General features: G+C 64.2%; 18 protein-coding genes. 6 read left to right on the top strand and 12 right to left on the bottom strand.

Features of this window, described 5'->3' with window-relative positions; genetic code table 11:
* Window positions 1-18: 18 nt before the first annotated feature.
* From ASD94_RS19315 to ASD94_RS19295, 5 genes are all read right to left on the bottom strand, one after another.
* Complete coding sequence (locus ASD94_RS19315) at window positions 19-1,971, bottom strand: PhoX family phosphatase (RefSeq protein WP_056646453.1); 1,953 nt, start codon at window positions 1,969-1,971, stop codon at window positions 19-21.
* Window positions 1,972-2,231: 260 nt separating this feature from the next.
* Window positions 2,232-3,023, bottom strand: a complete 792-nt coding sequence (locus ASD94_RS19310) for a FecR domain-containing protein (RefSeq protein ID WP_056646451.1) — start codon at window positions 3,021-3,023, stop codon at window positions 2,232-2,234.
* On the bottom strand, window positions 2,971-3,825 hold the full coding sequence (locus ASD94_RS19305; RefSeq protein WP_056646450.1) for a BPSS1780 family membrane protein: 855 nt from the start codon (window positions 3,823-3,825) through the stop codon (window positions 2,971-2,973). The genes ASD94_RS19310 and ASD94_RS19305 overlap by 53 nt, the downstream gene beginning before the upstream one ends.
* 167 nt (window positions 3,826-3,992) lie before the next feature.
* Window positions 3,993-4,946: a homoserine kinase gene (locus ASD94_RS19300; RefSeq protein WP_056646448.1), complete on the bottom strand. Its 954-nt coding sequence runs from the start codon at window positions 4,944-4,946 to the stop codon at window positions 3,993-3,995.
* Between the two features lie 105 nt (window positions 4,947-5,051).
* Window positions 5,052-5,414 (bottom strand): hypothetical protein, encoded by a 363-nt coding sequence (locus tag ASD94_RS19295; protein WP_056646446.1) that lies wholly within the window; start codon window positions 5,412-5,414, stop codon window positions 5,052-5,054.
* Window positions 5,415-5,478: 64 nt separating this feature from the next.
* Here ASD94_RS19295 and polA point away from each other — a divergent pair, with 64 nt between their 5' ends.
* The 3 genes from polA to ASD94_RS19280 all read left to right on the top strand — a co-directional run bounded on the left by polA (window position 5,479) and on the right by ASD94_RS19280 (window position 9,520).
* Window positions 5,479-8,277: a DNA polymerase I gene (gene polA / locus ASD94_RS19290; RefSeq protein ID WP_056646444.1), complete on the top strand. Its 2,799-nt coding sequence runs from the start codon at window positions 5,479-5,481 to the stop codon at window positions 8,275-8,277.
* Window positions 8,278-8,495: 218 nt separating this feature from the next.
* A complete protein-coding gene (locus ASD94_RS19285; RefSeq protein WP_056646441.1) occupies window positions 8,496-9,218 on the top strand; it encodes an AzlC family ABC transporter permease in 723 nt (240 codons plus the stop codon).
* On the top strand, window positions 9,215-9,520 hold the full coding sequence (locus tag ASD94_RS19280; RefSeq protein WP_056646438.1) for an AzlD domain-containing protein: 306 nt from the start codon (window positions 9,215-9,217) through the stop codon (window positions 9,518-9,520). Before ASD94_RS19285 ends, ASD94_RS19280 begins: the two co-directional genes overlap by 4 nt.
* A 348-nt stretch (window positions 9,521-9,868) precedes the next feature.
* On the opposite strand, the gene ASD94_RS19275 is transcribed toward ASD94_RS19280, so the two are convergent.
* Genes ASD94_RS19275 through ASD94_RS19250 form a run of 6 tightly spaced genes read right to left on the bottom strand, consistent with a single transcriptional unit; the run spans window position 9,869 to window position 15,159 of the window.
* The gene (locus ASD94_RS19275) at window positions 9,869-10,222 is read right to left on the bottom strand and encodes a RidA family protein (protein ID WP_056646435.1); all 354 of its coding nucleotides are present in this window, start codon (window positions 10,220-10,222) and stop codon (window positions 9,869-9,871) included.
* A gap of 36 nt (window positions 10,223-10,258) precedes the next feature.
* Window positions 10,259-11,563 carry an FAD-binding oxidoreductase gene (locus ASD94_RS19270; protein WP_056646432.1) on the bottom strand — a complete coding sequence of 435 codons (1,305 nt, stop codon included), beginning with the start codon at window positions 11,561-11,563 and terminating at the stop codon, window positions 10,259-10,261.
* A gap of 23 nt (window positions 11,564-11,586) precedes the next feature.
* Complete coding sequence (locus tag ASD94_RS19265) at window positions 11,587-12,354, bottom strand: ABC transporter ATP-binding protein (protein ID WP_056646630.1); 768 nt, start codon at window positions 12,352-12,354, stop codon at window positions 11,587-11,589.
* Between the two features lie 20 nt (window positions 12,355-12,374).
* The gene (locus ASD94_RS19260) at window positions 12,375-13,139 is read right to left on the bottom strand and encodes an ABC transporter permease (protein ID WP_369818080.1); all 765 of its coding nucleotides are present in this window, start codon (window positions 13,137-13,139) and stop codon (window positions 12,375-12,377) included.
* A gap of 17 nt (window positions 13,140-13,156) precedes the next feature.
* Window positions 13,157-14,143: an ABC transporter substrate-binding protein gene (locus ASD94_RS19255; protein WP_056646426.1), complete on the bottom strand. Its 987-nt coding sequence runs from the start codon at window positions 14,141-14,143 to the stop codon at window positions 13,157-13,159.
* A gap of 53 nt (window positions 14,144-14,196) precedes the next feature.
* Window positions 14,197-15,159, bottom strand: coding sequence for a LysR family transcriptional regulator (locus ASD94_RS19250; protein WP_156391483.1), 963 nt, complete (start codon window positions 15,157-15,159; stop codon window positions 14,197-14,199).
* A 454-nt stretch (window positions 15,160-15,613) separates the two neighbouring features.
* Here ASD94_RS19250 and yghU point away from each other — a divergent pair, with 454 nt between their 5' ends.
* From yghU to ASD94_RS19235, 3 genes are all read left to right on the top strand, one after another.
* Window positions 15,614-16,516, top strand: coding sequence for a glutathione-dependent disulfide-bond oxidoreductase (gene yghU, locus ASD94_RS19245; protein ID WP_056646420.1), 903 nt, complete (start codon window positions 15,614-15,616; stop codon window positions 16,514-16,516).
* Between the two features lie 21 nt (window positions 16,517-16,537).
* Entirely contained in the window at window positions 16,538-17,170 is a 633-nt protein-coding gene (locus ASD94_RS19240; protein ID WP_056646628.1) for a glutathione S-transferase family protein, read from the top strand.
* Between the two features lie 86 nt (window positions 17,171-17,256).
* The gene (locus ASD94_RS19235) at window positions 17,257-18,186 is read left to right on the top strand and encodes a LysR family transcriptional regulator (protein WP_056646417.1); all 930 of its coding nucleotides are present in this window, start codon (window positions 17,257-17,259) and stop codon (window positions 18,184-18,186) included.
* Window positions 18,187-18,260: 74 nt separating this feature from the next.
* On the opposite strand, the gene ASD94_RS19230 is transcribed toward ASD94_RS19235, so the two are convergent.
* Window positions 18,261-19,475 carry a D-amino acid dehydrogenase gene (locus tag ASD94_RS19230; protein ID WP_056646414.1) on the bottom strand — a complete coding sequence of 405 codons (1,215 nt, stop codon included), beginning with the start codon at window positions 19,473-19,475 and terminating at the stop codon, window positions 18,261-18,263.
* Window positions 19,476-19,665: the final 190 nt, after the last annotated feature.

The raw sequence follows: 19,665 nt of genomic DNA, 5'->3' as shown, positions 1-19,665 counted from the left end.
GCCTGGTTCAGGCCTGGTTCAGGCCTGGTTCAAGCTGGGCTGTTTGGCAGCAGCCGTCAGGTAGCCCACGGCCGCGCCGTTCTTGTTTTTGTAGTTGGCCTTGATCATCGGGTCCAGCGTGTCCTTGACCACGCTGTGGATGCTGCCCCAGTCACCGGGGTGCTGGAAGTTGCTCATGATGTATGTCCAGCCGTTGATCTCGTCCACAGCGTGCAGGCCGGTGGATTCGCCGCCCGCGGGGATCGACATCACGCGCGACAGCTGCTTGGTGTCCACGTTGTAGGCCCACAGGAAGTTGTTGACGTGCTGGCTGCTGTCCTCGCCGATGAACAGCGTGCGCATCTTTTCGGAGAACTTGAGGTTGTCCGGGTTGGCGATGTTGTTGGGGTTGGCGGTGTTGCCCAGGGCGTCGGCGGTGATGTCTTCACCGGCCAGCAGCACCTTAGTGTCCACGGGCATCCATTCGCTGTTGATGTTGCCGCCAGCGGTGTCTTTCTGACCGCCACGCAGGTTCAGGGCGAAAACGCCACCGGCCACCAGTTGCTTGGGTACTGAGATGCCGTTGCCCGGCACGTTGGCGGCGTTGCCTGCCACCATGGACGACTGGATGTTCTGCAGCGCAGAGTAGGCAATCTTGTCCTTGGCGTTGACCGTGGTGCCTTCCATCTTGGTGAAGCCCAGGCTGGCGCCCAGGTAGGCGGCGTAGCGGTGGGTTTCCAGGAAGGCGGCGGCCTTTTCCATGCCGGGGTTCAGCTTGATCCACTCGGTCTTGCCGTTGGCCACGATCTTGGTGTAGCTGGCGTCGGCCGGGTCGGTGGTCTTCACGGTCATGATGTCCGTGGGCTTGAGCGTGTTGGCCAGGTTCTCGATCTCGGCGCTGGTGGCCGAGCCCATCTTGATCCAGGTGAGGGGCGCTGCCGTGCCGACCTTGGGGTCGATGGAGAAGCCGCTGCCCACCTTGGCAACGTACAGCGTGCCGGACGACAGGTCTTTTTCCTTGTCGGCCACGAACACGAAGTAGCCGCTGTTGGTGGCGTCGTCGCCCATCAGCGCCGTGCGGTTGTCAGGCATCACTTGCACCAGCTCGTGCGAGATGCGGCCCATGCAGAAATGCTTCTTGATGCTGGCGGTTCCGTCGGGGTTCACCGTCACTTCGGGCATGTGGCCGTAGTGGTAGGGGTTGGCCTTGGTTTCGTCGCCAAGCAGGTTCTTGCTGTAGGCCTTGAACATGGCGTTGCTGGCGATGCTGAACGCATCGGGTTCGTACTCTTCGCTCGACAGGTGGGTGCCCCAGGGCGACAGGCTGGCGCCGCAGGTGATCCAGAGGCCGTGCACCTTGGAGGTGTCCACGTTGTGGTACTTCACCAGGCTCAGCTTGCCGGTGGTCTGGTCCTGGTCCAGCGTCAGCACGGCGATGGGCGATGGCAGCTTGCCGTACATGTCGGTCTTGCCGTCTTGCGCCCAGGTGGTGTATTCAAACTGCACCACGGCAAACACGGCCTTGCCCTTGAGGCCGGTCACGGTGGGGTTGGCCACGGTCAGCAGCGAGGTGCCGTCAGGCGAGTCCGAGAAGTACTGGCGCTCCTTGCCAGCCACCGTGGCGTCGATGATGGGCTTGTTGTTGATGTCGTAGTAGCCGCCCGACAGGATGGTGCCGCCCTTGCCGTCGGACACCATGTCGCCCGTCACGAAGAACGGCTGGTAAGCCAGCTGGTACGAACGCACCGAGTCGTCGCTGAGCTTGAGGTTGAGCGTGGAGCCCACGGTGGTGGTGGCCATGGCAGCGGCGTTGGCCAGGGTAGGGGCTGCCATCGACGTGAAGCTGGCCGACACAAAGCTGGGCGCGGCGGAGTCGCTGCCACCGCAGGCGGTCAGCAGGGCGGCCGAGGCGCTGGCGCTGAGCGGCAGCATGGGAACTCCGGCCAGCAGTTGCAGGGCCTTGCGGCGGGTGGGCATCGTCGGTTGGGTCATTTTCGGGGTGTTTCCAAGTGGGTATGCGAACGGGCATGCCACGCCCTGATCCGACCGGGAGCCTTCTTGGAAAGGCGTGTGGGGCGGGTGGCATGGAGTCCAGCCCGCGATCCTAGGAACGCCCCGTGACAGTGGTTTGACGTTTGTGTGACGGTTTGACGCAGTGCCTGGCGCACTGCGTAAAGGCACCTCAAGGCCCGCCGCGCAGCCATCGCGGCGAGCGCTGCGGCTCAGCGCGGCAGAGTACCGCTGAGCAGCGTTCAGTCCCGAGAGCCGGGCGGGCCGTAGGAGTTGCCAGTTCCGTAGTTGTTGGCCGGTGCGGCCGCGCCACCGCTGCCATCCTTGACGCCCTTGCGGCCCGACACCTGCCACGCGGTGCGCTGGTTGACCAGCCCGGCCAAGAACTCCATCTCTTCGTCCGTGTGGTTGATGGCCCCTGCCGGTGTCAGCAGCCTGCCATTGCGGGGTGCGGGCTCAGCCCAGAACGCCTGGTGGTAGCTGGACTGGCTCACCAGACGCTCGCCGCCCGCCGTCAGCTCCACCGTGCCATAACAGTTGCAGAGGTAGCCGCGCTGGTCCTGGTCGGCAAACACCTCGGCATACACCCCTGTGCCGCGGATGCCTGCGGTGGCGGTGGGTAGCGCAATCTGCCGGTCAGGGCCGCGTCCCCACACCGTGGCCACCGCACCGCTGAGCAGGCGCAACAGCTTGACGGCCGTGGGGGTGTCGCTCTCCATCGCCATGCGTGAGTTCTGCCGCACCATGAAGGCGCTGTCGCCCACCGAGAACACCAGGCTGGCGCCCGGCCCGGTCTCGATGCGGTCGTTGGCGGTGACGGTGTGCTGCGCCGTCAGGGGCTCGCCATTGCGCAGCACGTCGCCGCGCACCTCCACGATGTTGCTGCGCGCCTGCGCATGGGCGGCAGCCCAGCCACCGCTTGCCACCCACAGCGCGGCGGTTTGCACCACGCTGCGGCGCTGGAACCAGACCAGCTCGTCGTCAGAGCGGCCCTGCAGGTGGTGCGTCGGGGGGGCTGGGGGGCGGGGTGTCATGGGGCGCCTCTTCTTGCTGGGGGGTGTAGGGGGGCTCGAAGCAGTCGCGGAAGGTGAAGACCACCGAGGTGAAGAACATGGCCGCCATCATCATGGCAGCGCCCACCATGATGCCACCGGCCATCGAGCCCGCAAGCCCCGCCACAGCCAGCAGGGCCGACACGATGCTGACCACCAGCCCGCCCAGCAAAAACACCCCCAGCCAGCCCAGTCCATAGACCAGAAACGCGCCAAAGTTGCGCACGCAGGCCACGATGGAGAAGAACAGCGCCTTGACTGGCGGCACGCCATGCCAGTGCACGAGGCCCGGTGCGTGCCAGAACAGCAGCGACAGCGGCAGGTACAGCAGCATCGACAGCCACATGGCGCGCTGGAAGTCTGGGTTCTCGGCAATCTCCCGGGTCATGGGCGCACCACCCAGGTACACCTGCGCAAACTGGCCGCCGTCAAGGAGGGCCGACAGGCCCATGATGCCAAGGAAAGCCACTGCATACAGCACGCCCAGTGTGAGCATGTCGCGCAGCCGCTCGCGCCCGGTGCGAAACGCCACCAGCAGCACCGTGGGCATCGGAAACCGCCCTTGCGTTGCCTGCGCCGCCGCCACCATCATGGCCAGCGTGGCCGAGGGCAGCAGTGCGAGGGCAATGGCCGGGCCCACCAGTGGGATCATGGTGGCCAGCGACATCGCCGCCATGGTCATGAAGAACAGCGCAGCCAGCGCCATGGGCTGCCGCCAGAACGCCCGAACGCCGAGCTTGACCCAGGCCATGCCAGTGCGTGCGGGAACGATGTGGAGTTTCATGAATACGTTGGAAAGGAGGAGAGGCCCGCACCGCTAGCTGTGCCCTGGCGCCAATAGGGGGCGCCGAGCGGCATCGGATGTCGGGTGGGCGAATAAGGTCGAATTTACCCCACCGCCCCAAACCGGTGGTTGGGCCAGGGGTTAGAGGCTGCTCGCCTGTGGTGGGCTCAGCCCGCGTGTACGGGCAGAGCCAGGCGCCCGCGCAGCACGCGCTCGAAGTGCGTGGGGTCGTGGGGCTTGAGCATGGAGGCCTCGCGCGGCAGGTAGAAGTCCCACAGGCGCGAGATCCAGAACCGCAACGCCCCGGCGCGCAGCATGGCGGGCAGCAGCTCGCGTTCGGCGGCCGTCAGCGGGCGCACGGCCTGGTACGCGTCGAGCATGCGCGTGGCGCGCTCGGCGTCGTGGGTGCCGGTGGGCAGGTCGATGCACCAGTCATTCAGGCACACGGCCAGGTCAAACAGCCAGGTGTCCACCCCTGCAAAGTAGAAGTCGAAGAAGCCCGTCAGCTCTTCGCCCTCAAACATCGCGTTGTCGCGGAACAGGTCGGCATGCACGGGCCCGCGTGGCAGGGCGGCATAGGCAGAACTGGCGGCCACATGGTTCTGATAGGCCAGCTCTGACCGCAGCAGTGCGGCCTGTGCATCGTCAATGTGGGGCAGTACCACCGGTACCGTCTCATTCCACCAGGGCAGCCCGCGCAGGTTGGGCTGGTGGCGGTCAAAGTCGCGGCCCGCCAGGTGCATGCGGGCCAGCATGGTGCCCACGGCCGCGCAGTGCACGCCTTGCGGGGCCAGCTGGCTCTTGCCGCGCAGCTTGTTGACCACGGCGGCGGGCTTGCCGCACACGGTGTGCAGGATGTCGCCGTTCTTGTCGGCACGCGGGTCGGGCACGGGTACGCCGCCGTGCGCCAGGTGCTTCATCAGGTACAGGTAGAACGGCAACTGCTCGGCCGTGAGGCGCTCGAACAGCGTCAGCACGAACTCGCCTTGGTCGCTGGTCAGAAAGTAGTTGGTGTTCTCGATGCCGCCCTCAATGCCGCGCAGCTCCACCAGCTCGCCCAGTTGCAAACGGCGCAGCAATTCGCGCGCCTCGGGATTGGAGACTTCGGTAAAAACGGCCATCGCTCAGGGGGTCGAAGAAATGAGAAAGGGAAGGGGCGGGACAACGAGTGGCAAGCGGAACTCAACCGGTGGCAGCGCAGTGTTTGCGCGCCACCCTGCAGTCCATCAGAACTTGAACACGTTCCAGACGCGGGGCGCCGTGGTGGTCTCGGCGCCATTGTTGCCACCGGCGCGGCTGCGCGCGCCGTCAGGAGACTGCACTTCGTAGGCGGGCAGGTTGCCGGTTTTGGGCTGCACCGAGATGTTCTGGGTTTGCCCGCCGACCCGCAGCTCATCCACACGGCTGCCTGCGTCTTCGATCTGGATGCGCTCCGTGCGCTGGTTGCTGCGGCCAGACAGGGGCTCCGGATCGGGCAGAGCCTCGCGCTGGGCGCCCGCAGCGGTGGGTGCAGGGGATGAGGGCGAGGTTTGGGCCAGGGCATTGCCGCAGGCCATGCCCAGCAGCAGGAGAAGGTGAACAGCGCGCATCGGGCGATTGTAGAGCGCCGCCCGGCAGGCGCTGCGATAGGCCCTGCCCGTGCACAATTGCCGGATGAGCAACAAAAAGACCCTGGTGCTGGTGGACGGCTCCAGCTACCTCTACCGCGCCTTCCACGCCATGCCCGACCTGCGGGCCGTGCCGGGCGACATGAGCAGTGCCGCCACGGGCGCTATCCGCGGCATGATCAACATGATGCAGGCCCTGCGCAAAGAGGTGGCGGCCGACTACGCCGTGTGCGTGTTCGACGCCAGCGGCCCCACCTTCCGCGACGCCCTGTACACCGAATACAAGGCCACGCGCTCGCCCATGCCCGACGACCTGCGCAGCCAGATCGAGCCCATCCACCAGGTGGTGGACCTGCTGGGCTGGAAGGTGGTGGCCGTGCCCGGCGTAGAGGCCGACGACGTGATCGCCACCCTGGCCCACACGGCCGCCGCGCAGGGCATTGAAGTCATTGTGTCCAGCGGCGACAAAGACTTGAGCCAGCTGGTCAACGAGCACATCACCATCATCGACACCATGAGCGGCAAGCGCCGCGATGTGGCAGGCGTGACAGCAGAGTTTGGCGTGCCGCCTGCGCTGATGGTGGACTACCAGGCCCTGGTGGGCGACACCGTGGACAACGTGCCCGGCGTGACCAAGGTGGGCCCCAAGACCGCCGCCAAGTGGCTGGAAGAATATGGCTCGCTCGACAACCTGATTGCCAACGCCGACGCCATCAAGGGCGTGGCGGGCAACAACCTGCGCGAAGCCATTGCCAGCGGTCAGCTGGCCTTGAGCCGCCAGCTCGTCACCATGAAGACCGACTGCGCGCTGGCCGACTACATCCCCGGCCTGCCCGCGTTTGACGACATCACGCTGGACGCGCCCGATAACACGGGCCTGCTGCCGTTTTACGAAAAATACGGCTTCAAGGGCCTGGCCAGCGCCATCAAGGGCGCAGCGGCCCCCGCCGCCACAGCCCCCACCGTCGCCATGCCCGGCCAAAGTGGCGACCTGTTTGCCGACCATTCCGCCAGCACCGTGGCCGAAGAAGCCCAGCACCGCACGGTGGTGTACGACACCATCCTCAACTGGGCTGACTTTGACCAGTGGCTGGAGCGCCTGCACAAAGCCCCGCTCACGGCCATTGACACCGAAACCGATTCCCTCGATGAAATGCGCGCGCAAATCGTCGGCATCAGCTTCAGCGTGCAGCCCGGCGAAGCCGCCTACATCCCTCTGCGGCATGAAGGCCCCGATGCGCCCGCGCAGTTGCCGCTGGATGAAGTGCTCGCCCGCCTCAAGCCTTGGCTGGAAGATCCCAAGCACCCCAAGCTGGGCCAGCACATCAAATACGACCGCCATGTGTTCGCCAACCACGGCATTGAGGTGCAGGGCTACGCGCACGACACCATGCTGCAAAGCTACGTGCTTGAAGTGCACAAGCCCCACAACCTGACCAGCCTGGCCGAGCGCCACACCGGCCGCAAAGGCATTACCTACGAAGACCTGTGCGGCAAGGGCGCGCACCAGATCCCGTTTGCGCAAGTGCCGGTGGACAAAGCCGCCGCTTACTCGTGTGAAGACTCTGACCAGACCCTGGACGTGCACAACGCCCTGTGGCCCCTGCTGCAGGCCGACGACAAGCTGCGCTTCATCTACGAACTGGAGATGCAGAGCAGCGAAGCCCTGTACCGCATCGAACGCAACGGCGTGCTGATCGACGCGCCCACGCTGGCCGCGCAAAGCCACGAGCTGGGCCAGCGCATTCTGCAGCTCGAAACCGAGGCGTACGAGATTGCAGGCCAGCCCTTCAACCTGAGCAGCCCCAAGCAACTGGGTGAAATCTTCTTCGACAAGCTGGGCATGCCCGTGGTGAAGAAGACCGCTACCGGCGCCCGCAGCACCGACGAAGAAGTGCTCGAAAAACTGGCCGAGGACTACCCCCTGCCCGCCAAGCTGCTGGAGCACCGCAGCCTCGTCAAGCTCAAAGGCACCTACACCGACAAGCTCGCGCAATTGGCCCTGCCACGCACCGGCCGCGTGCACACGCACTACGCGCAGGCCGTGGCCGTCACCGGGCGCTTGTCCAGCAACGACCCCAACCTGCAGAACATCCCCATCCGCACCCCCGAAGGCCGCCGCGTGCGCGAAGCCTTTGTGGCCCCCGCAGGCCGCGTGATTGCGAGCGCCGACTACTCCCAAATCGAGCTGCGCATCATGGCCCACCTGAGCGGCGACCACTCGCTGCTGCACGCCTTCCACGCCGGCCTGGACGTGCACCGCGCCACCGCTGCCGAAGTGTTTGGGGTGGAGGTGGACCAGGTCACCAGCGAGCAACGCCGCTACGCCAAGGTCATCAACTTCGGCCTCATCTACGGCATGAGCAGCTTTGGCCTGGCCAAGAATCTGGGCATCGAAACCAAGGCCGCAGCCGCTTACATTGACAAATACTTCCAGCGCTACCCCGGCGTGAAGCAGTACATGGACGACACCAAGGCCGCCGCCAAGTCCATGGGCTACGTCGAAACCGTGTTTGGCCGCCGCCTGTATCTGCCCGAGATCAACTCCCCCAACGGCCCCCGCCGCGCCGGGGCCGAGCGTGCCGCCATCAACGCGCCCATGCAGGGCACAGCGGCAGACCTCATCAAGCTGGCCATGGTGGCGGTGCAGAAAGAGTTGGATGCCCACAAGCCGGACATCCAAATGATCATGCAGGTGCACGACGAACTGGTGTTCGAACTGCCCGAGAGCGAGATGGACTGGCTCAAGACTCACGTCCCGCGCCTGATGGCGGAGGTGGCGGCGCTGAAGGTGCCGTTGCTGGCAGAGGTGGGGGTGGGGGCGAACTGGGACAAGGCGCATTGAGGGGCGGAAAGCCTTCCTGAAGCTGCTTTCCAGCTTTCCCTGTCTGGTGCGGCCCCGTGCTTCGGGGCTGTCTTTGCACCGGGGGCGCTGGCATAGGCACGGCGTCACCCACCCGCCAGACGCCCCAGCCGTTCAAGCGCCGTTCGGCTCGATATTGAAGCGTTATGGGCTTCTAGTGCCCATGATAAAAGCGCTAGCAGCTATCAAATTTGAAGCAAATGATCTCTCCCCCGCCCACTCTGCGACCGTCCACCTGGACGCCCGCCATCCGCATGGGTTTATCGATTGCCGCCGCCACCGGCCTCTACGGCATCTCCTTTGGCGCCCTGGCCGTGGCGGCTGGCCTCACGGTGGGGCAGGCCATGGCACTGAGCCTGCTCATGTTCACGGGCGGTTCTCAGTTCGCCTTCATCGGCGTCATTGCCGGTGGCGGTGCCGGTTCTGCGGCCCTGGGGGCTGCTGCGCTGCTGGGTGTGCGCAACGCGGTTTACGGCATGCAGATGAACGCCATGGTCGCTCCCACCGGCTGGCGCAAGGCCGTGGCCGCGCAGCTCACCATTGACGAATCCGCGGCCACCGCTGCAGGGCAGATGGCGTCGGATGAGCAACGGCGCGGCTTCTGGACGGCGGGCGTCGGTGTGTTTGTGCTCTGGAACCTGTTTACCCTGCTCGGCGCCGTGCTGGGCGACGCGCTGGGCGACCCGCGCCGCTGGGGCTTGGACGGCGCCGCCGTGGCCGCCTTTCTGGCCCTGTTGTGGCCGCGCCTGAAGCAGCGCGAACCCGTGGCACTGGCCTTGCTGTGCGGCGTGGCTACTGCACTGGCGGTGCCGTTGCTTCCACCGGGGCTGCCCATTCTGCTGGCCGCTGTGGCGGGGGCCGCCTGGGGCTGGTGGGTGCGCAGCCCGGACGCGCCGTCCGCGCGCGGGGAGGGCGCGCCTTGACGCTTTGGACCGCCATCGTGCTGGCTTGCGCCTCCACGTACCTCACCAAACTCGCGGGCTATGCCGTGCCCGCACGCTGGTTGCAAAACCCCCGCATGGCCCGCGTGGCGGGGGCCATCACCGTGGCCTTGCTGTCGGCGCTGACCGTGATGAACACGTTTGCCGCAGGCACCGCCTTGGTGATCGATGCCCGGCTGGCGGCGTTCGGGGTGGCAGCGCTGGCCCTGTGGTTGCGGCTGCCGTTTTTGCTGGTGGTGGTGCTCGGGGCGGTAGCCGCCGGGGCTGTGCGGTGGTGGGGGTGAGTGCCACGGGCCAGGAGTTGCTGCTGGCCCGGGGCGGAGCCAAGAGTCTTGCACTGCCTCTCACGGGACGGTCTCGCCAACGCGTTGAGCTTGGCCGGTGAATCGGCCAAGAGATCGATACCCTTTGGCAGATACGGTCTGATACGGCTTTGCCTTCAAACGCATGACGTCGTTAGTTCGCCTTGCCGTGCTACAGCACTGTCTGCGGCTTCCCGCCTGGTTATCCGATGGAATGCAAAACCGTATGAGCAGGCCGTTCGTGTGCTCATTGCAGCCTGACCCCCCGTAGGCTCTGTGGGTCACCTCAGCCAGTTCGGCACGCAGATCTACGGGTTGAGGTTTTGGGTGTTAGCTGGCCGCGGTGACGCAGATCTCAATCAACTTCTCCGGGCTTGCCAACCTGGCCTCGACGGTCGCGCGCGCCGGCGCATGGCCCTTGGCCACCCAGTTGTCCCAAACCTCGTTCATCTTGCTGAAGAGGCGCATGTCGGACAGGAAGATCTGGCACGAAAGAATGCGCTCCTTGGAACTGCCGTGTTCCTTGAGGATGCCGTCAATCGTACTGAGGACTTCCTGGGTCTGCTCGGTGATACCCACATCCACCTTGGTGGGGACCTGGCCCGCCAGATACAGCACCCCGTTGTAAGAGACCACGTTGGACATTCGGTGATTGCCACCGGTGCGGACGATGTCTTCTGTCATTGCTTTTTCCTGTTGAAGTGATGAAAAGGATGCTGCTCAGCGTTCGAGGCCAGCCTTGTGCTTTTGGTACTGGATGGCGCTCAGCACTGCGACACGGCGAATGGGGTCTGGAGGCAGCCACGTTGGTCGCTGGAAACCGAGTGCATCGGCCAGCTCGGTGGATTGATGGCCGCACGCCATTTCGCCCATGAGCTTCCCAAACATGCTGCCTTTCAACATGCCTGCGCCGTTGCAGCCAATGGAGATGTAGATGCCCTCATCCAGTCGGCCAAAGTAGAGGGCGCCATTGCGCGTCAATGCCGTGACTCCGCCCCAGACATGCTCCAAATCGTGGGACGCCATGTGAGGATAGCGATTGCGGTAGCACTCCTGGAGCATGGCGTGCACGGTCGTGAGCGACTGCTCCTTCTCATACGAGTAGGCGCTGCGCACCATGAAGCGGCCGCCAGCGGCCTTGCGCAGCGTGGTGCCCAGGCGGTTCGCCGGAATCACGCCCCACTCCTGGGTGTCACCCAGCTTGGCAAGCTCCCCCTCGTCCAGTTGAGGCGTAAAGGCTGCATATGTGTAGATGGTGAAGACGCGGTCCTTGGCGAACCCTAGCTTGCGCGCAAAGCCATTGTTTGCCACGACGATCCGTGGCGTGGTGATGTCCTTGCCGCGTGTTCTGATGCGATGAGGCTTGCCTTTTTCGATCGAGAGGACGGGCTCGTTCTCCCAAACGAAGACGTTCTCTGGCAGGTGGTCTATCAAGCCGCGAATCAACGCGGCAGGCTGCACGAAGATGTTGTTGTGTGAGTGGTACCCGTAGCGGTAGTACGAGGTACCCAACCGCTGCTCGAGCTCTGGTTGGCCCAGTTCTGTGTACTCAACTCCCCAGTCCTGGTACTGGTTCAGCGTGCTGCGCAAACTCTGCTCACCATCGGCTGTCGCGGCCGCGTGGTATTTGCCTACAGGGTTCCATCCACAGTCGATGTGGTATTGGTCAATGAGCGACTTCAGCCACTTCAAGCCAGTGTCGTAGAGCGCAATCTGCTTGCGGGCAATCTGCGCAGGGCTTCCGTGCCCGGACATGCCCGTGTTGTGCGGCAGATTGATCAGGAAGCCTGAGTTCCGGCCCGCAGAGCCCTCACCGGCCCCTGTCGCATCGACCAGCAGAATGCGGGAGCCCGGCTCCAGCTCGGCAATTCGCCGAGCGGCTGCCACCCCGGTGACGCCGGCGCCGATGACCACGGTATCGAAGTGCGTTTCTTTGGGAGCAGAGTCCCTTGGCGCCCTGTTTGGAAGCAAAGCATTCCACCCCGAGCCAGCTTGGTAGCTCGGAAAAGTCTGTGAACGGGTCATGGACTGTTCTTTCTTTATGGCCTTCAGTGGCTGGTCGCTTTGAGGCTGCGCATCACCTCGGACTGCACCGTGTCCCAGATCTGGGACTTGAGTTCGTTGTAGCGCGGCGAGAGCTGAACCTCCGCGTTTCTCGGCATCGGCAGGTCGTTCACCATGTCGGTCACTACCCGGCCCGGCCGTGCGCTCATGATGAGCATGCGCGTCGAGAGGAGCAGTGCTTCGTCGATGGAGTGCGTGATGAAGATGATGGTCTTCTTGCTCTTCTCGTAGATTTGGAGCAGCTCGTCCTGGAGTACCTGGCGTGTCATGGCGTCCAGCGCGGCAAACGGCTCGTCCAGAAGAATGACGTCTGGGTCGTTGGCCAGCACCCGAGCGATGGATACGCGTTGCCGCATGCCGCCGGACAGGGCGTTCGGGTACTTGTGCTCAAAGCCCTTGAGGCCGACCATCTCGATGAAGTGCGTGGCGGTCTTGTGCCGCTCGGCCTTGGAGATGCCCTTCATCTTGAGACCGAACGCGACGTTGTCGATCACCGTCAACCAAGGGAACAGCGCGTACTGCTGGAAGACCATGCCGCAGTGCGGGTCTACCTTGTTGACCTGGCGGCCATTGACAAGGATGCGTCCACCGGTGGGGCGATCAAACCCCGTCACGAGGTTCAGCAGGGTGGATTTGCCACAGCCTGATGCGCCGAGCAGCACCACGAATTCACCCTTGGCAATTTCCAGATCGACATGCTGAAGCGCTTGGAAGTCCCCGTAGTGCTTGGAAATTCCCTGAACGGAAATCATGGAGGAAGTGTCTGCTTGGCTCATCGTTGCCACCTCAATACCCGGTTTTCAAGGACACGAAATACAAAGTCGGTGACCAGAACAGTGATGCTGATGAGCAGCATGCCGAGCACCACAACTTCGGTCTGGAAGAACTCTTTGCCGTTCATGATGAGGAAGCCAAGGCCCTCGCGCGCCGCAACTAGTTCAGCGGAAATCACGCAGGTCCAGGCCAGGCCCAGGATGACCTTCATGCCGCTCAGGATCTGCGGGAGACTCCCTGGAAGAATCACTTCTTTCATCACCTGCCAGCGGTTGGCCCCCAGGTTTTGGGCTGCGCGAATCAGCAATGGGTCGACGTTGCGGGTCGCCTCGATCACATAGACGAGCGCGGGGGCGAATGTGCCCATGAACACGATGCTGTACTTCTGCGTCTCGGTGATGCCGAACCAGAGCAACGAGAGGGGGATCCAGCTCATGGATGGCAGCGGCCGCAGGAAGGACAGGATGGGGTCGAAGGCTGCCCTGGCATAGGTTGAAGTGCCCAGGATGATGCCCAACGGGATGGCCACGGCGGTCGCCGCCAGGAAGCCAATCATGACGCGACGGCCGGAAGCGAGCACGTTGCCAATCAGTGTGCCTTCGCCAACCATCCCCATGGCTTTGGCGAAGACGGCGCTGGGAGGAGGCAGGAAGATGGGGTCGATCCATCCAGCCCTGCAAATCAGCTCCCATACCGCGAGGAACACGATGATGGAGGCAGCGCTTGTGCTGAGCAATGCGCTGCGCGAAGGTGGTTTAGAAATCACGCGGATGCTCCTGCTCAGACAAAAGACGTGTCAATCCACTCTTTGACGGTGGGCGCCTTGTCAATCTGCTTGTGCGAGACCAGCAGCTCGGCGAGCTTTTGCAGGCCTTCGATGTAGGGCCCCTTGAGCAGTTCGGCCTGCTGGGCTTGGCTATACCAGTCGGCGCCCTTCACGGCGGCGAGCTGGTCTTCGGTGGACAGGTTGGTGAGCTTGGACAGCGGGCCCGCCGCCTGCTCTGGCTTGTCACGCAGAAGGGCGGTTGCCCTGAAATAGGCCGAAAGGTAGGCCTTCACGGCTTCTGGGTTCTTCTCCGCAAAGGCACGGCGCACCACCAGAACGTCGGGGCCAGGCGTGACCTTGTTGCTTTGGTACAGGCTGAATTGGGTGTCGTCAGCCAGCACCATCACACCAGGTTGCTTGCGGATAGCGTCGAACTGGGGCGTCCACGCGGCTGCCGCATCGATTTGCCCAGCTTGCATGGCGGCAGGCAGTTCTGGGGCTGGGACGTTCAGGACCGTGACTTCATCTGGCTTCAGTCCAGCCTTGGCGATGAGATCCAACACCAGCAGGTGGGCGCTCGACGCGAAGGTCACGCCGACCTTCTTGCCCTTCAGTTCCTGGATGCTTTTGACACCGCCCCGGACCATCAGGCCTTCGACCCGTCCGAAGTTCTCGGGAATGGCAATCACGGAGAACTGCTTGGCTCCCCGCGCCATCAATGCCAGCGCCGAGACGATGCCCGTGCAGGCGATGTCCACGCCGCCGGACATCACCGCGCTCATGCGGGACGAGGATGTGCCGAAGGATTGCCAGTCTTGCTCAATGCCTGCTTCCTTGAGGAAACCCTCCGTCATCGCCAGGTAGGCGGGGTAGTGCCCAAGCCAGGCGGAGCCGCCGTACTTGACCTGCGTAGCCGCAAGCGCGGTCAGCGGCATGCCCGCGACAGCAACGGCCGAACCGGCGGCCACGGTGTGCAAAAAAACTCGACGGCTGAAAGCCATAGTCATCTCCTTTTGTTGAAATAAATGGGGCGCGAAAGCAGGGTGGGTGACCGTCAGCACAGCGCTATGCCGCTGCGCAGCCAAGGAATAGACGCCCTGACTTCGGGGAAGATTTCCGATTCGAGGATGCTGCGGCTGACTTGAAAGCAGTTCTCCGCCATGTCCTCGTACTCACCTTCTCTGGACAGCTGATAGATCGTTCGACTGAGCTGGGGGCCCGGCAGGGGCAGCGTGGCGATTTGCGATTCGTACATCCGGCCTTGCAGCAGGCACAGCGGTGTCGTGATGGTCCAGCCGAGGTCTGCGGCCACCATCGACATCACGACGTCGGAGGTGTCTATCTCCAGGAAGGGGCGGGCCGTGTGCCCACTGCGGCGCAGGTGACGCTCGATGACCGCTCCGAAGTGCGAACGTGCGCTGAACCGGATGAGCGGTGCACGTTGAATCAGCTTGGTGAGGTCCGCGTCCTGAAATTCCTTCAGGCGAGCCCGGGGCAGCGCAATGACGAAAGGCTCCGTGAAGACCGCCCTTCGGACGATGTTGTCGACGTCTTCCAGCGAGTCAGAGGTGACGATGAGGTCCAGCTGCCGGTTCAAGAGTGCCTGGGCGTGGCTGTTGGCCAACCCCGACCAGAGCAGCAGTTGGCTCGCCGACGCCGTGATCCGCTTCACGATGGCGGGGCCCGCCGTTGCTGCGAACGAATCAATCATGCCGACCCGAATGGCGGGTCGGCTGGCCAAGTCTGCGTCTCGCACGTGAACCACGAGCCGGTCCATCTCGTCCACGATGGAGCGCGCCCGGCGGCTCAACGCGATGCCCGCAGGCGTGAGTTTGAACGGCCGGCGGGTCCGGTCAAACACCTGCGTGTCCAGAATCTCCTCGATTTGGCTGAGGGATTGAGACACTGCCGACTGCGTGATGCCGAGCAGTTTCGCGGCGGATGAAAGGCTTCCGGACGAGGCAACGGCCTCGAAAACTCTCAAGGCTCGGACGTCCAAGCCAACGGCTCGATTCATCTTGTCTCCGATTGATTATTAGAAGTTGTTTAGATGCTATTTGATCGATACGAATAAACAATTCACATTAAGTAAATCTAATAATGATGTTCAGACGATCTTCTGTTTGACGCCTTTAGAGCCATCTGGTGTTCGGGTAATCCCTCGGTTTGGCAGGCGACAACGTCTGTCGTGCGCTCGGTGTGTTGCTGGCAGCTTGGATGAGCGGCAGCGTGCGTCGTTTGCTGGATGGCGTGCCAGACATTGAGTCCCAGGCGCGTCTACCTCGGAGACCGCGTTGGTTTGGGGCCAGTGCGTTTGTGTCTCCAGATTCAAAGGCCGCAAAGCCTCCCCCTGCGAGGTCTGGTTCAGTGGGTTGCCGTATCCCTGCAGACCCGAAGCCGCATCGGTAAACTCATCCAGCAATTGGCTGCTCAGCCACCTTCCCTAACCGCTTTCCCCCGGGAGTCCCTGCATGTCTGACCCTACCCCTTACACCCCACCCGCCATCTGGCAATGGAACAAGGAAAACGGCGGCCAGTTCGCCAGCATTAATCGCCCCATCGCCGGGGCTACGCAGGATAAAGAGCTGCCTGTGGGCAAGCACCCGCTGCAGCTGTATTCGCTGGGCACGCCCAATGGTGTGAAGGTGACGGTGATGCTGGAAGAGCTGCTGGCGCAGGGTCACAGCGGGGCGGAGTACGACGCGTGGCTGATTCGCATCAACGAGGGGGAGCAGTTTGGCAGCGGGTTCGTGTCTGTGAACCCCAACTCCAAGATCCCCGCGCTGCTGGACCGCACCGACCCCGCCAGCCCGGTGCGCGTGTTCGAGTCCGGCGCCATCCTGATGTATCTGGCCGAGAAGTTCGGCAGCGCCTTCTTGCCCAAAGACGGCGCGGTACGGGCGGAGTGCCTGTCGTGGCTCTTCTGGCAGATGGGCAGTGCGCCGTTTGTGGGCGGCGGGTTTGGGCATTTTTATGCCTATGCGCCGGTCAAGATCGAGTATGCGATTGATCGCTATGCCATGGAGGCCAAGCGCCAGCTGGATGTGCTGAACCAGCGCCTGGCCGTGACCGAGTACGTGGCGGGCGATGAGTACACGGTGGCGGACATTGCGATCTGGCCCTGGTATGGCCTGCTGGTGAAAGGGCAGGCCTACAACGCGGGCGAGTTTTTGCAGGTGCACGAATACACGCATGTGGTGCGTTGGGCCGAGCAGATTGCCAAGCGCCCGGCCGTGCAGCGGGGGCGCAAGGTGAACCGTGTGCAGGGCGACCTGGCCAGCCAGTTGCGCGAGCGGCACGACGCCAGCGACTTTGACACCAAGACGCAGGACAAGATCGAGGCGGCAGCAGCAGCTTCTTCACCTGCACGCTGAGTGTTTTTGCAAGGCGTCACCATGATCACTTTGTACGACTGCGCCACGGCGCCCAGCCCGCGCCGTGCGCGCATCCTGCTGGCAGAAAAGGGCGTGGCCCACGATACCGTGCAGGTGGACCTGCGCAATGGCGAGCAACTGGGCGAGGCCTATCGCCAGATCAACCCGCAGTGCACGGTGCCTGCGCTGCGCGCGGAAGACGGTTTGCTGTTGACCGACAACGCGGCGATCACTGCGTATGTGGAGGCGCGCTACCCGCAGCCTGCACTGCTGGGCGAGACGCCCGCAGAAAAGGCCGAGATTGCAAGCTGGAACTGGCGCATGGAGTTCGAGGGCCTGCAGGCCATTGCCGAGGCACTGCGCAACAGCGCGCCCGCCATGGCCAACCGGGCCTTGCCCGGAGCGGTGGACTACCCGCAAATCCCGGCCCTGGCCGAGCGTGGGTTGGTGCGTGTGGGGCAGTTCTTTCAGCTGCTCAATGATCGCCTGGCGGGACGCGACTTCATTGCCACTGACCGTTTCAGCGTGGCCGACATCACGGCCGTGGTGGCGGTGGACTTTGCGCGTGTGGTCAAGCACAAGCCGGGTGAGCAGCACCCGCACTTGCTGCGCTGGCGTGCGGCCATGGCGCAGCGGCTGTCGATGTCGCTCTAACCATCGCGCTGCTCCATTCCCCGTTGGAGTCGCAATGGGTGGATGCAAGGATTGCGCATCGGGCCTGTTCCTTGCATTGTTAGTTGATGCGCCTTCGCCACATAGAAGTCTTCAACGCCGTCATGCTCACCGGCAGCGTGAGCGCGGCGGCTCGCCTCATCAACGTCACGCAGCCTGCGGTCAGCCGCATCCTGGCACATGCTGAACTGCAGCTGGGCTTTCCGCTGTTTCACCGGCTCAAGGGCAAGTTGGTGTCCACCACCGAGGCGCAGACGTTGTACCCGCACATCGAGCGCCTGTTCACCCAGCTGGATGATGTGCAGCGCTTGGCCAACAGCCTCAAGAGCGACCGGCGCGAAGGGGAGTTGCACATCCTGAGCGTGCTGGCGCTGAGCTACGAGGTGCTGCCGCGCGCATTGCGGTTCTTCAGGCAAAAGCACCCGGATGTGCAGGTCACCATCGATGCGCTGCACTCGCCCCAGATCGTCTCGGCCCTGGTGCTGCAGGAGGCGGATGTGGGTTTTGTGTTCAGCGCCATCGCCCACCCCGCGCTGACGCAAGAGCATCTGGCCGACGGGCGCATGGTGTGTGTGGCGCCCAAGGGCATGCTGGGTGCTGAGTTGGTGATGGCCGGGGTGGTGCATCTGGCCGACCTGGCAGATACACCTGTGGTGCGGCTGGATGTGCGCGACCCCATCGGCACGGTGGTCAACCACGCGTGCCGCGAGGCGGGTGTGGGCCTGCAGACGGCGTTCACGGTGCAGACCTACCACGCTGCACTGGCACTGGCACACCATGGTCACGCGGTGGCGCTGGTGGATGCCTGCACGGCGGCATCGGCCGACCGCAGCAAGGTGGATGTGCTGGCGCTCGCGCCGCACATTGCGGTACCCATCAAGTCGCTGCGCACCGTGAACCGGCCCAGCTCACTGCTGGCCAGTGCCATGACGCAATGCATGCGCCAGGCGGTGGCTGAGACGCTGGAAGCGGTGGGCCTGCAGCCCGAGGCGGAGTAAACGGGCGACCTGCCGAGGCAGGTGGTGCCTGTGTGGCTGCAGAGCGGAGGAGTATGGGTGTGCGTGCGGGTGGGTCAGGCGGGTGCCAGCAGCTCGGCCACCTGTGCCGCCGTGCCAAACGACAGCGTGAACCCCAAAGAACCGTGGCCTGTGTTCAGCAACAGGTTGTCGGGCGCGCCCGCCCACCGGCCCACCACCGGCAGCCCGGTCGGTGTGGCGGGGCGCATGCCGGTCCAGGCATGCGGGTCCCCGCCTTGATGGCAGTGGGGGAAGACGGCGCGGGTGGCGTCGCGCAGGCTCTGGATGCGCGCGGCAGGTATGCGGGCATCGTGCCCCACCAGTTCGGCCATGCCCGCCACCCGCAGGCGCTGGCCGATGCGCGCAAACACCACCTTGCGTGCAGCGTCGGTCACATTGACGCGAGGCGCTGCTGATGGTGCTGGGCTGGTGTCGAATGTGATGCTATAGCCCTTGAGGGGGTACACCGGCAGGCGAAAACCCATCGTCTGCACCACCTGGTGGCTGCGGCTGCCCAGTGCCAGCACAAACTGCTGCGCCTCGATGGCGCCTGCACTGGTCCGCACCGCAGCAATGCGGGAGCCCCGGCGCACAAAGCCCTGGACCGTGGTACCGACCATGAAGCGCACGCCCCGAGCGGCCAGCACCGCCTGCAAGCCTTGGCAGACCCGGAGGCAGTCGGCCGCGCATTCGCTGGGGGTGTAGATGGCTCCGGCAATGCGCGGCTGGTAGTGCTGCAGCGCGGGCTCGATCTCTGTGCAGCGCTGGGCTGACACCGCCTGTTGTTCGCAGCCCCACTGGCGCTGCAGGTCCATCTGGCGTTGCGCAGCGGCCAGGCCGGTGGCGGTGTCGTACAGCACCAGCTTGCCGGTGCGGGAGAAGTCGCAGTCCAGAGCTTCTGCCCGCAGCATGGCCTCGAAGTGGTGGCGGCTCAGGGCGGCCAGCGCCAGCAGCTGCGCGGTGCTGCGTTCAGAGGTGGGTCGGTTGCAGGCGCGCAGCAACTCCAGCCCCCAGCGCCACTGGTGGGTGTCCCACTGCAGGCGCAGCTTGAGCGGTGAGCTGGGCGAGAGCAGCAGCCGGGGCAGCTGCCGCCAGATGCTGGCGTCTGCCAGGGGCTGCACATAGCTGTAACTCAGCTGCGCGCCATTGCCACCGCTGGCGCCCGTGCCGGGCTGCGCCTGGTCGATGACGGTGACCTGCAGGCCGCGCTGTTGAAGTTCATACGCCGTGGCCAGGCCGACGATGCCTGCGCCCAATACACATACCTGCATCGGAGAGAGTGAAACGGTTGGAGGAGATGCCAACGAATGTAGGGGGCGATGCACCTGCTGAACAATGCCAAAGCCGTGCCTTGCCATGCCGGGAAGTTATGCGCATGTCCGCGCCGGGCGCATTCAGCCAGGCACGTGGATGAGGCGTTTGGGCTGCCGACGCCATGGTTCAAAAATGAGGGCGCGGCGG

The organism is Acidovorax sp. Root70 (assembly GCF_001428225.1).
Lineage (GTDB): Bacteria > Pseudomonadota > Gammaproteobacteria > Burkholderiales > Burkholderiaceae_C > Acidovorax.
Note: the sequence above shows the minus strand (reverse complement) of the source record. Positions and strands in the feature narration are given on the sequence as shown.

What these genes read in the sequence shown, in the direction of transcription:
- ASD94_RS19240 (WP_056646628.1), top strand. Translation starts at nt 16,538, where the DNA reads ATGATCACTTTGTACGACTGCGCCACGGCGCCCAGCCCGCGCCGTGCG.
- ASD94_RS19305 (WP_056646450.1), bottom strand. Translation starts at nt 3,825, where the DNA reads ATGAAACTCCACATCGTTCCCGCACGCACTGGCATGGCCTGGGTCAAG.
- polA (WP_056646444.1), top strand. Translation starts at nt 5,479, where the DNA reads ATGAGCAACAAAAAGACCCTGGTGCTGGTGGACGGCTCCAGCTACCTC.
- ASD94_RS19265 (WP_056646630.1), bottom strand. Translation starts at nt 12,354, where the DNA reads ATGATTTCCGTTCAGGGAATTTCCAAGCACTACGGGGACTTCCAAGCG.
- ASD94_RS19300 (WP_056646448.1), bottom strand. Translation starts at nt 4,946, where the DNA reads ATGGCCGTTTTTACCGAAGTCTCCAATCCCGAGGCGCGCGAATTGCTG.
- ASD94_RS19315 (WP_056646453.1), bottom strand. Translation starts at nt 1,971, where the DNA reads ATGACCCAACCGACGATGCCCACCCGCCGCAAGGCCCTGCAACTGCTG.
- ASD94_RS19310 (WP_056646451.1), bottom strand. Translation starts at nt 3,023, where the DNA reads ATGACACCCCGCCCCCCAGCCCCCCCGACGCACCACCTGCAGGGCCGC.
- ASD94_RS19255 (WP_056646426.1), bottom strand. Translation starts at nt 14,143, where the DNA reads ATGGCTTTCAGCCGTCGAGTTTTTTTGCACACCGTGGCCGCCGGTTCG.
- ASD94_RS19270 (WP_056646432.1), bottom strand. Translation starts at nt 11,563, where the DNA reads ATGACCCGTTCACAGACTTTTCCGAGCTACCAAGCTGGCTCGGGGTGG.
- ASD94_RS19275 (WP_056646435.1), bottom strand. Translation starts at nt 10,222, where the DNA reads ATGACAGAAGACATCGTCCGCACCGGTGGCAATCACCGAATGTCCAAC.
- yghU (WP_056646420.1), top strand. Translation starts at nt 15,614, where the DNA reads ATGTCTGACCCTACCCCTTACACCCCACCCGCCATCTGGCAATGGAAC.
- ASD94_RS19235 (WP_056646417.1), top strand. Translation starts at nt 17,257, where the DNA reads ATGCGCCTTCGCCACATAGAAGTCTTCAACGCCGTCATGCTCACCGGC.
- ASD94_RS19285 (WP_056646441.1), top strand. Translation starts at nt 8,496, where the DNA reads ATGATCTCTCCCCCGCCCACTCTGCGACCGTCCACCTGGACGCCCGCC.
- ASD94_RS19230 (WP_056646414.1), bottom strand. Translation starts at nt 19,475, where the DNA reads ATGCAGGTATGTGTATTGGGCGCAGGCATCGTCGGCCTGGCCACGGCG.
- ASD94_RS19250 (WP_156391483.1), bottom strand. Translation starts at nt 15,159, where the DNA reads ATGAATCGAGCCGTTGGCTTGGACGTCCGAGCCTTGAGAGTTTTCGAG.
- ASD94_RS19295 (WP_056646446.1), bottom strand. Translation starts at nt 5,414, where the DNA reads ATGCGCGCTGTTCACCTTCTCCTGCTGCTGGGCATGGCCTGCGGCAAT.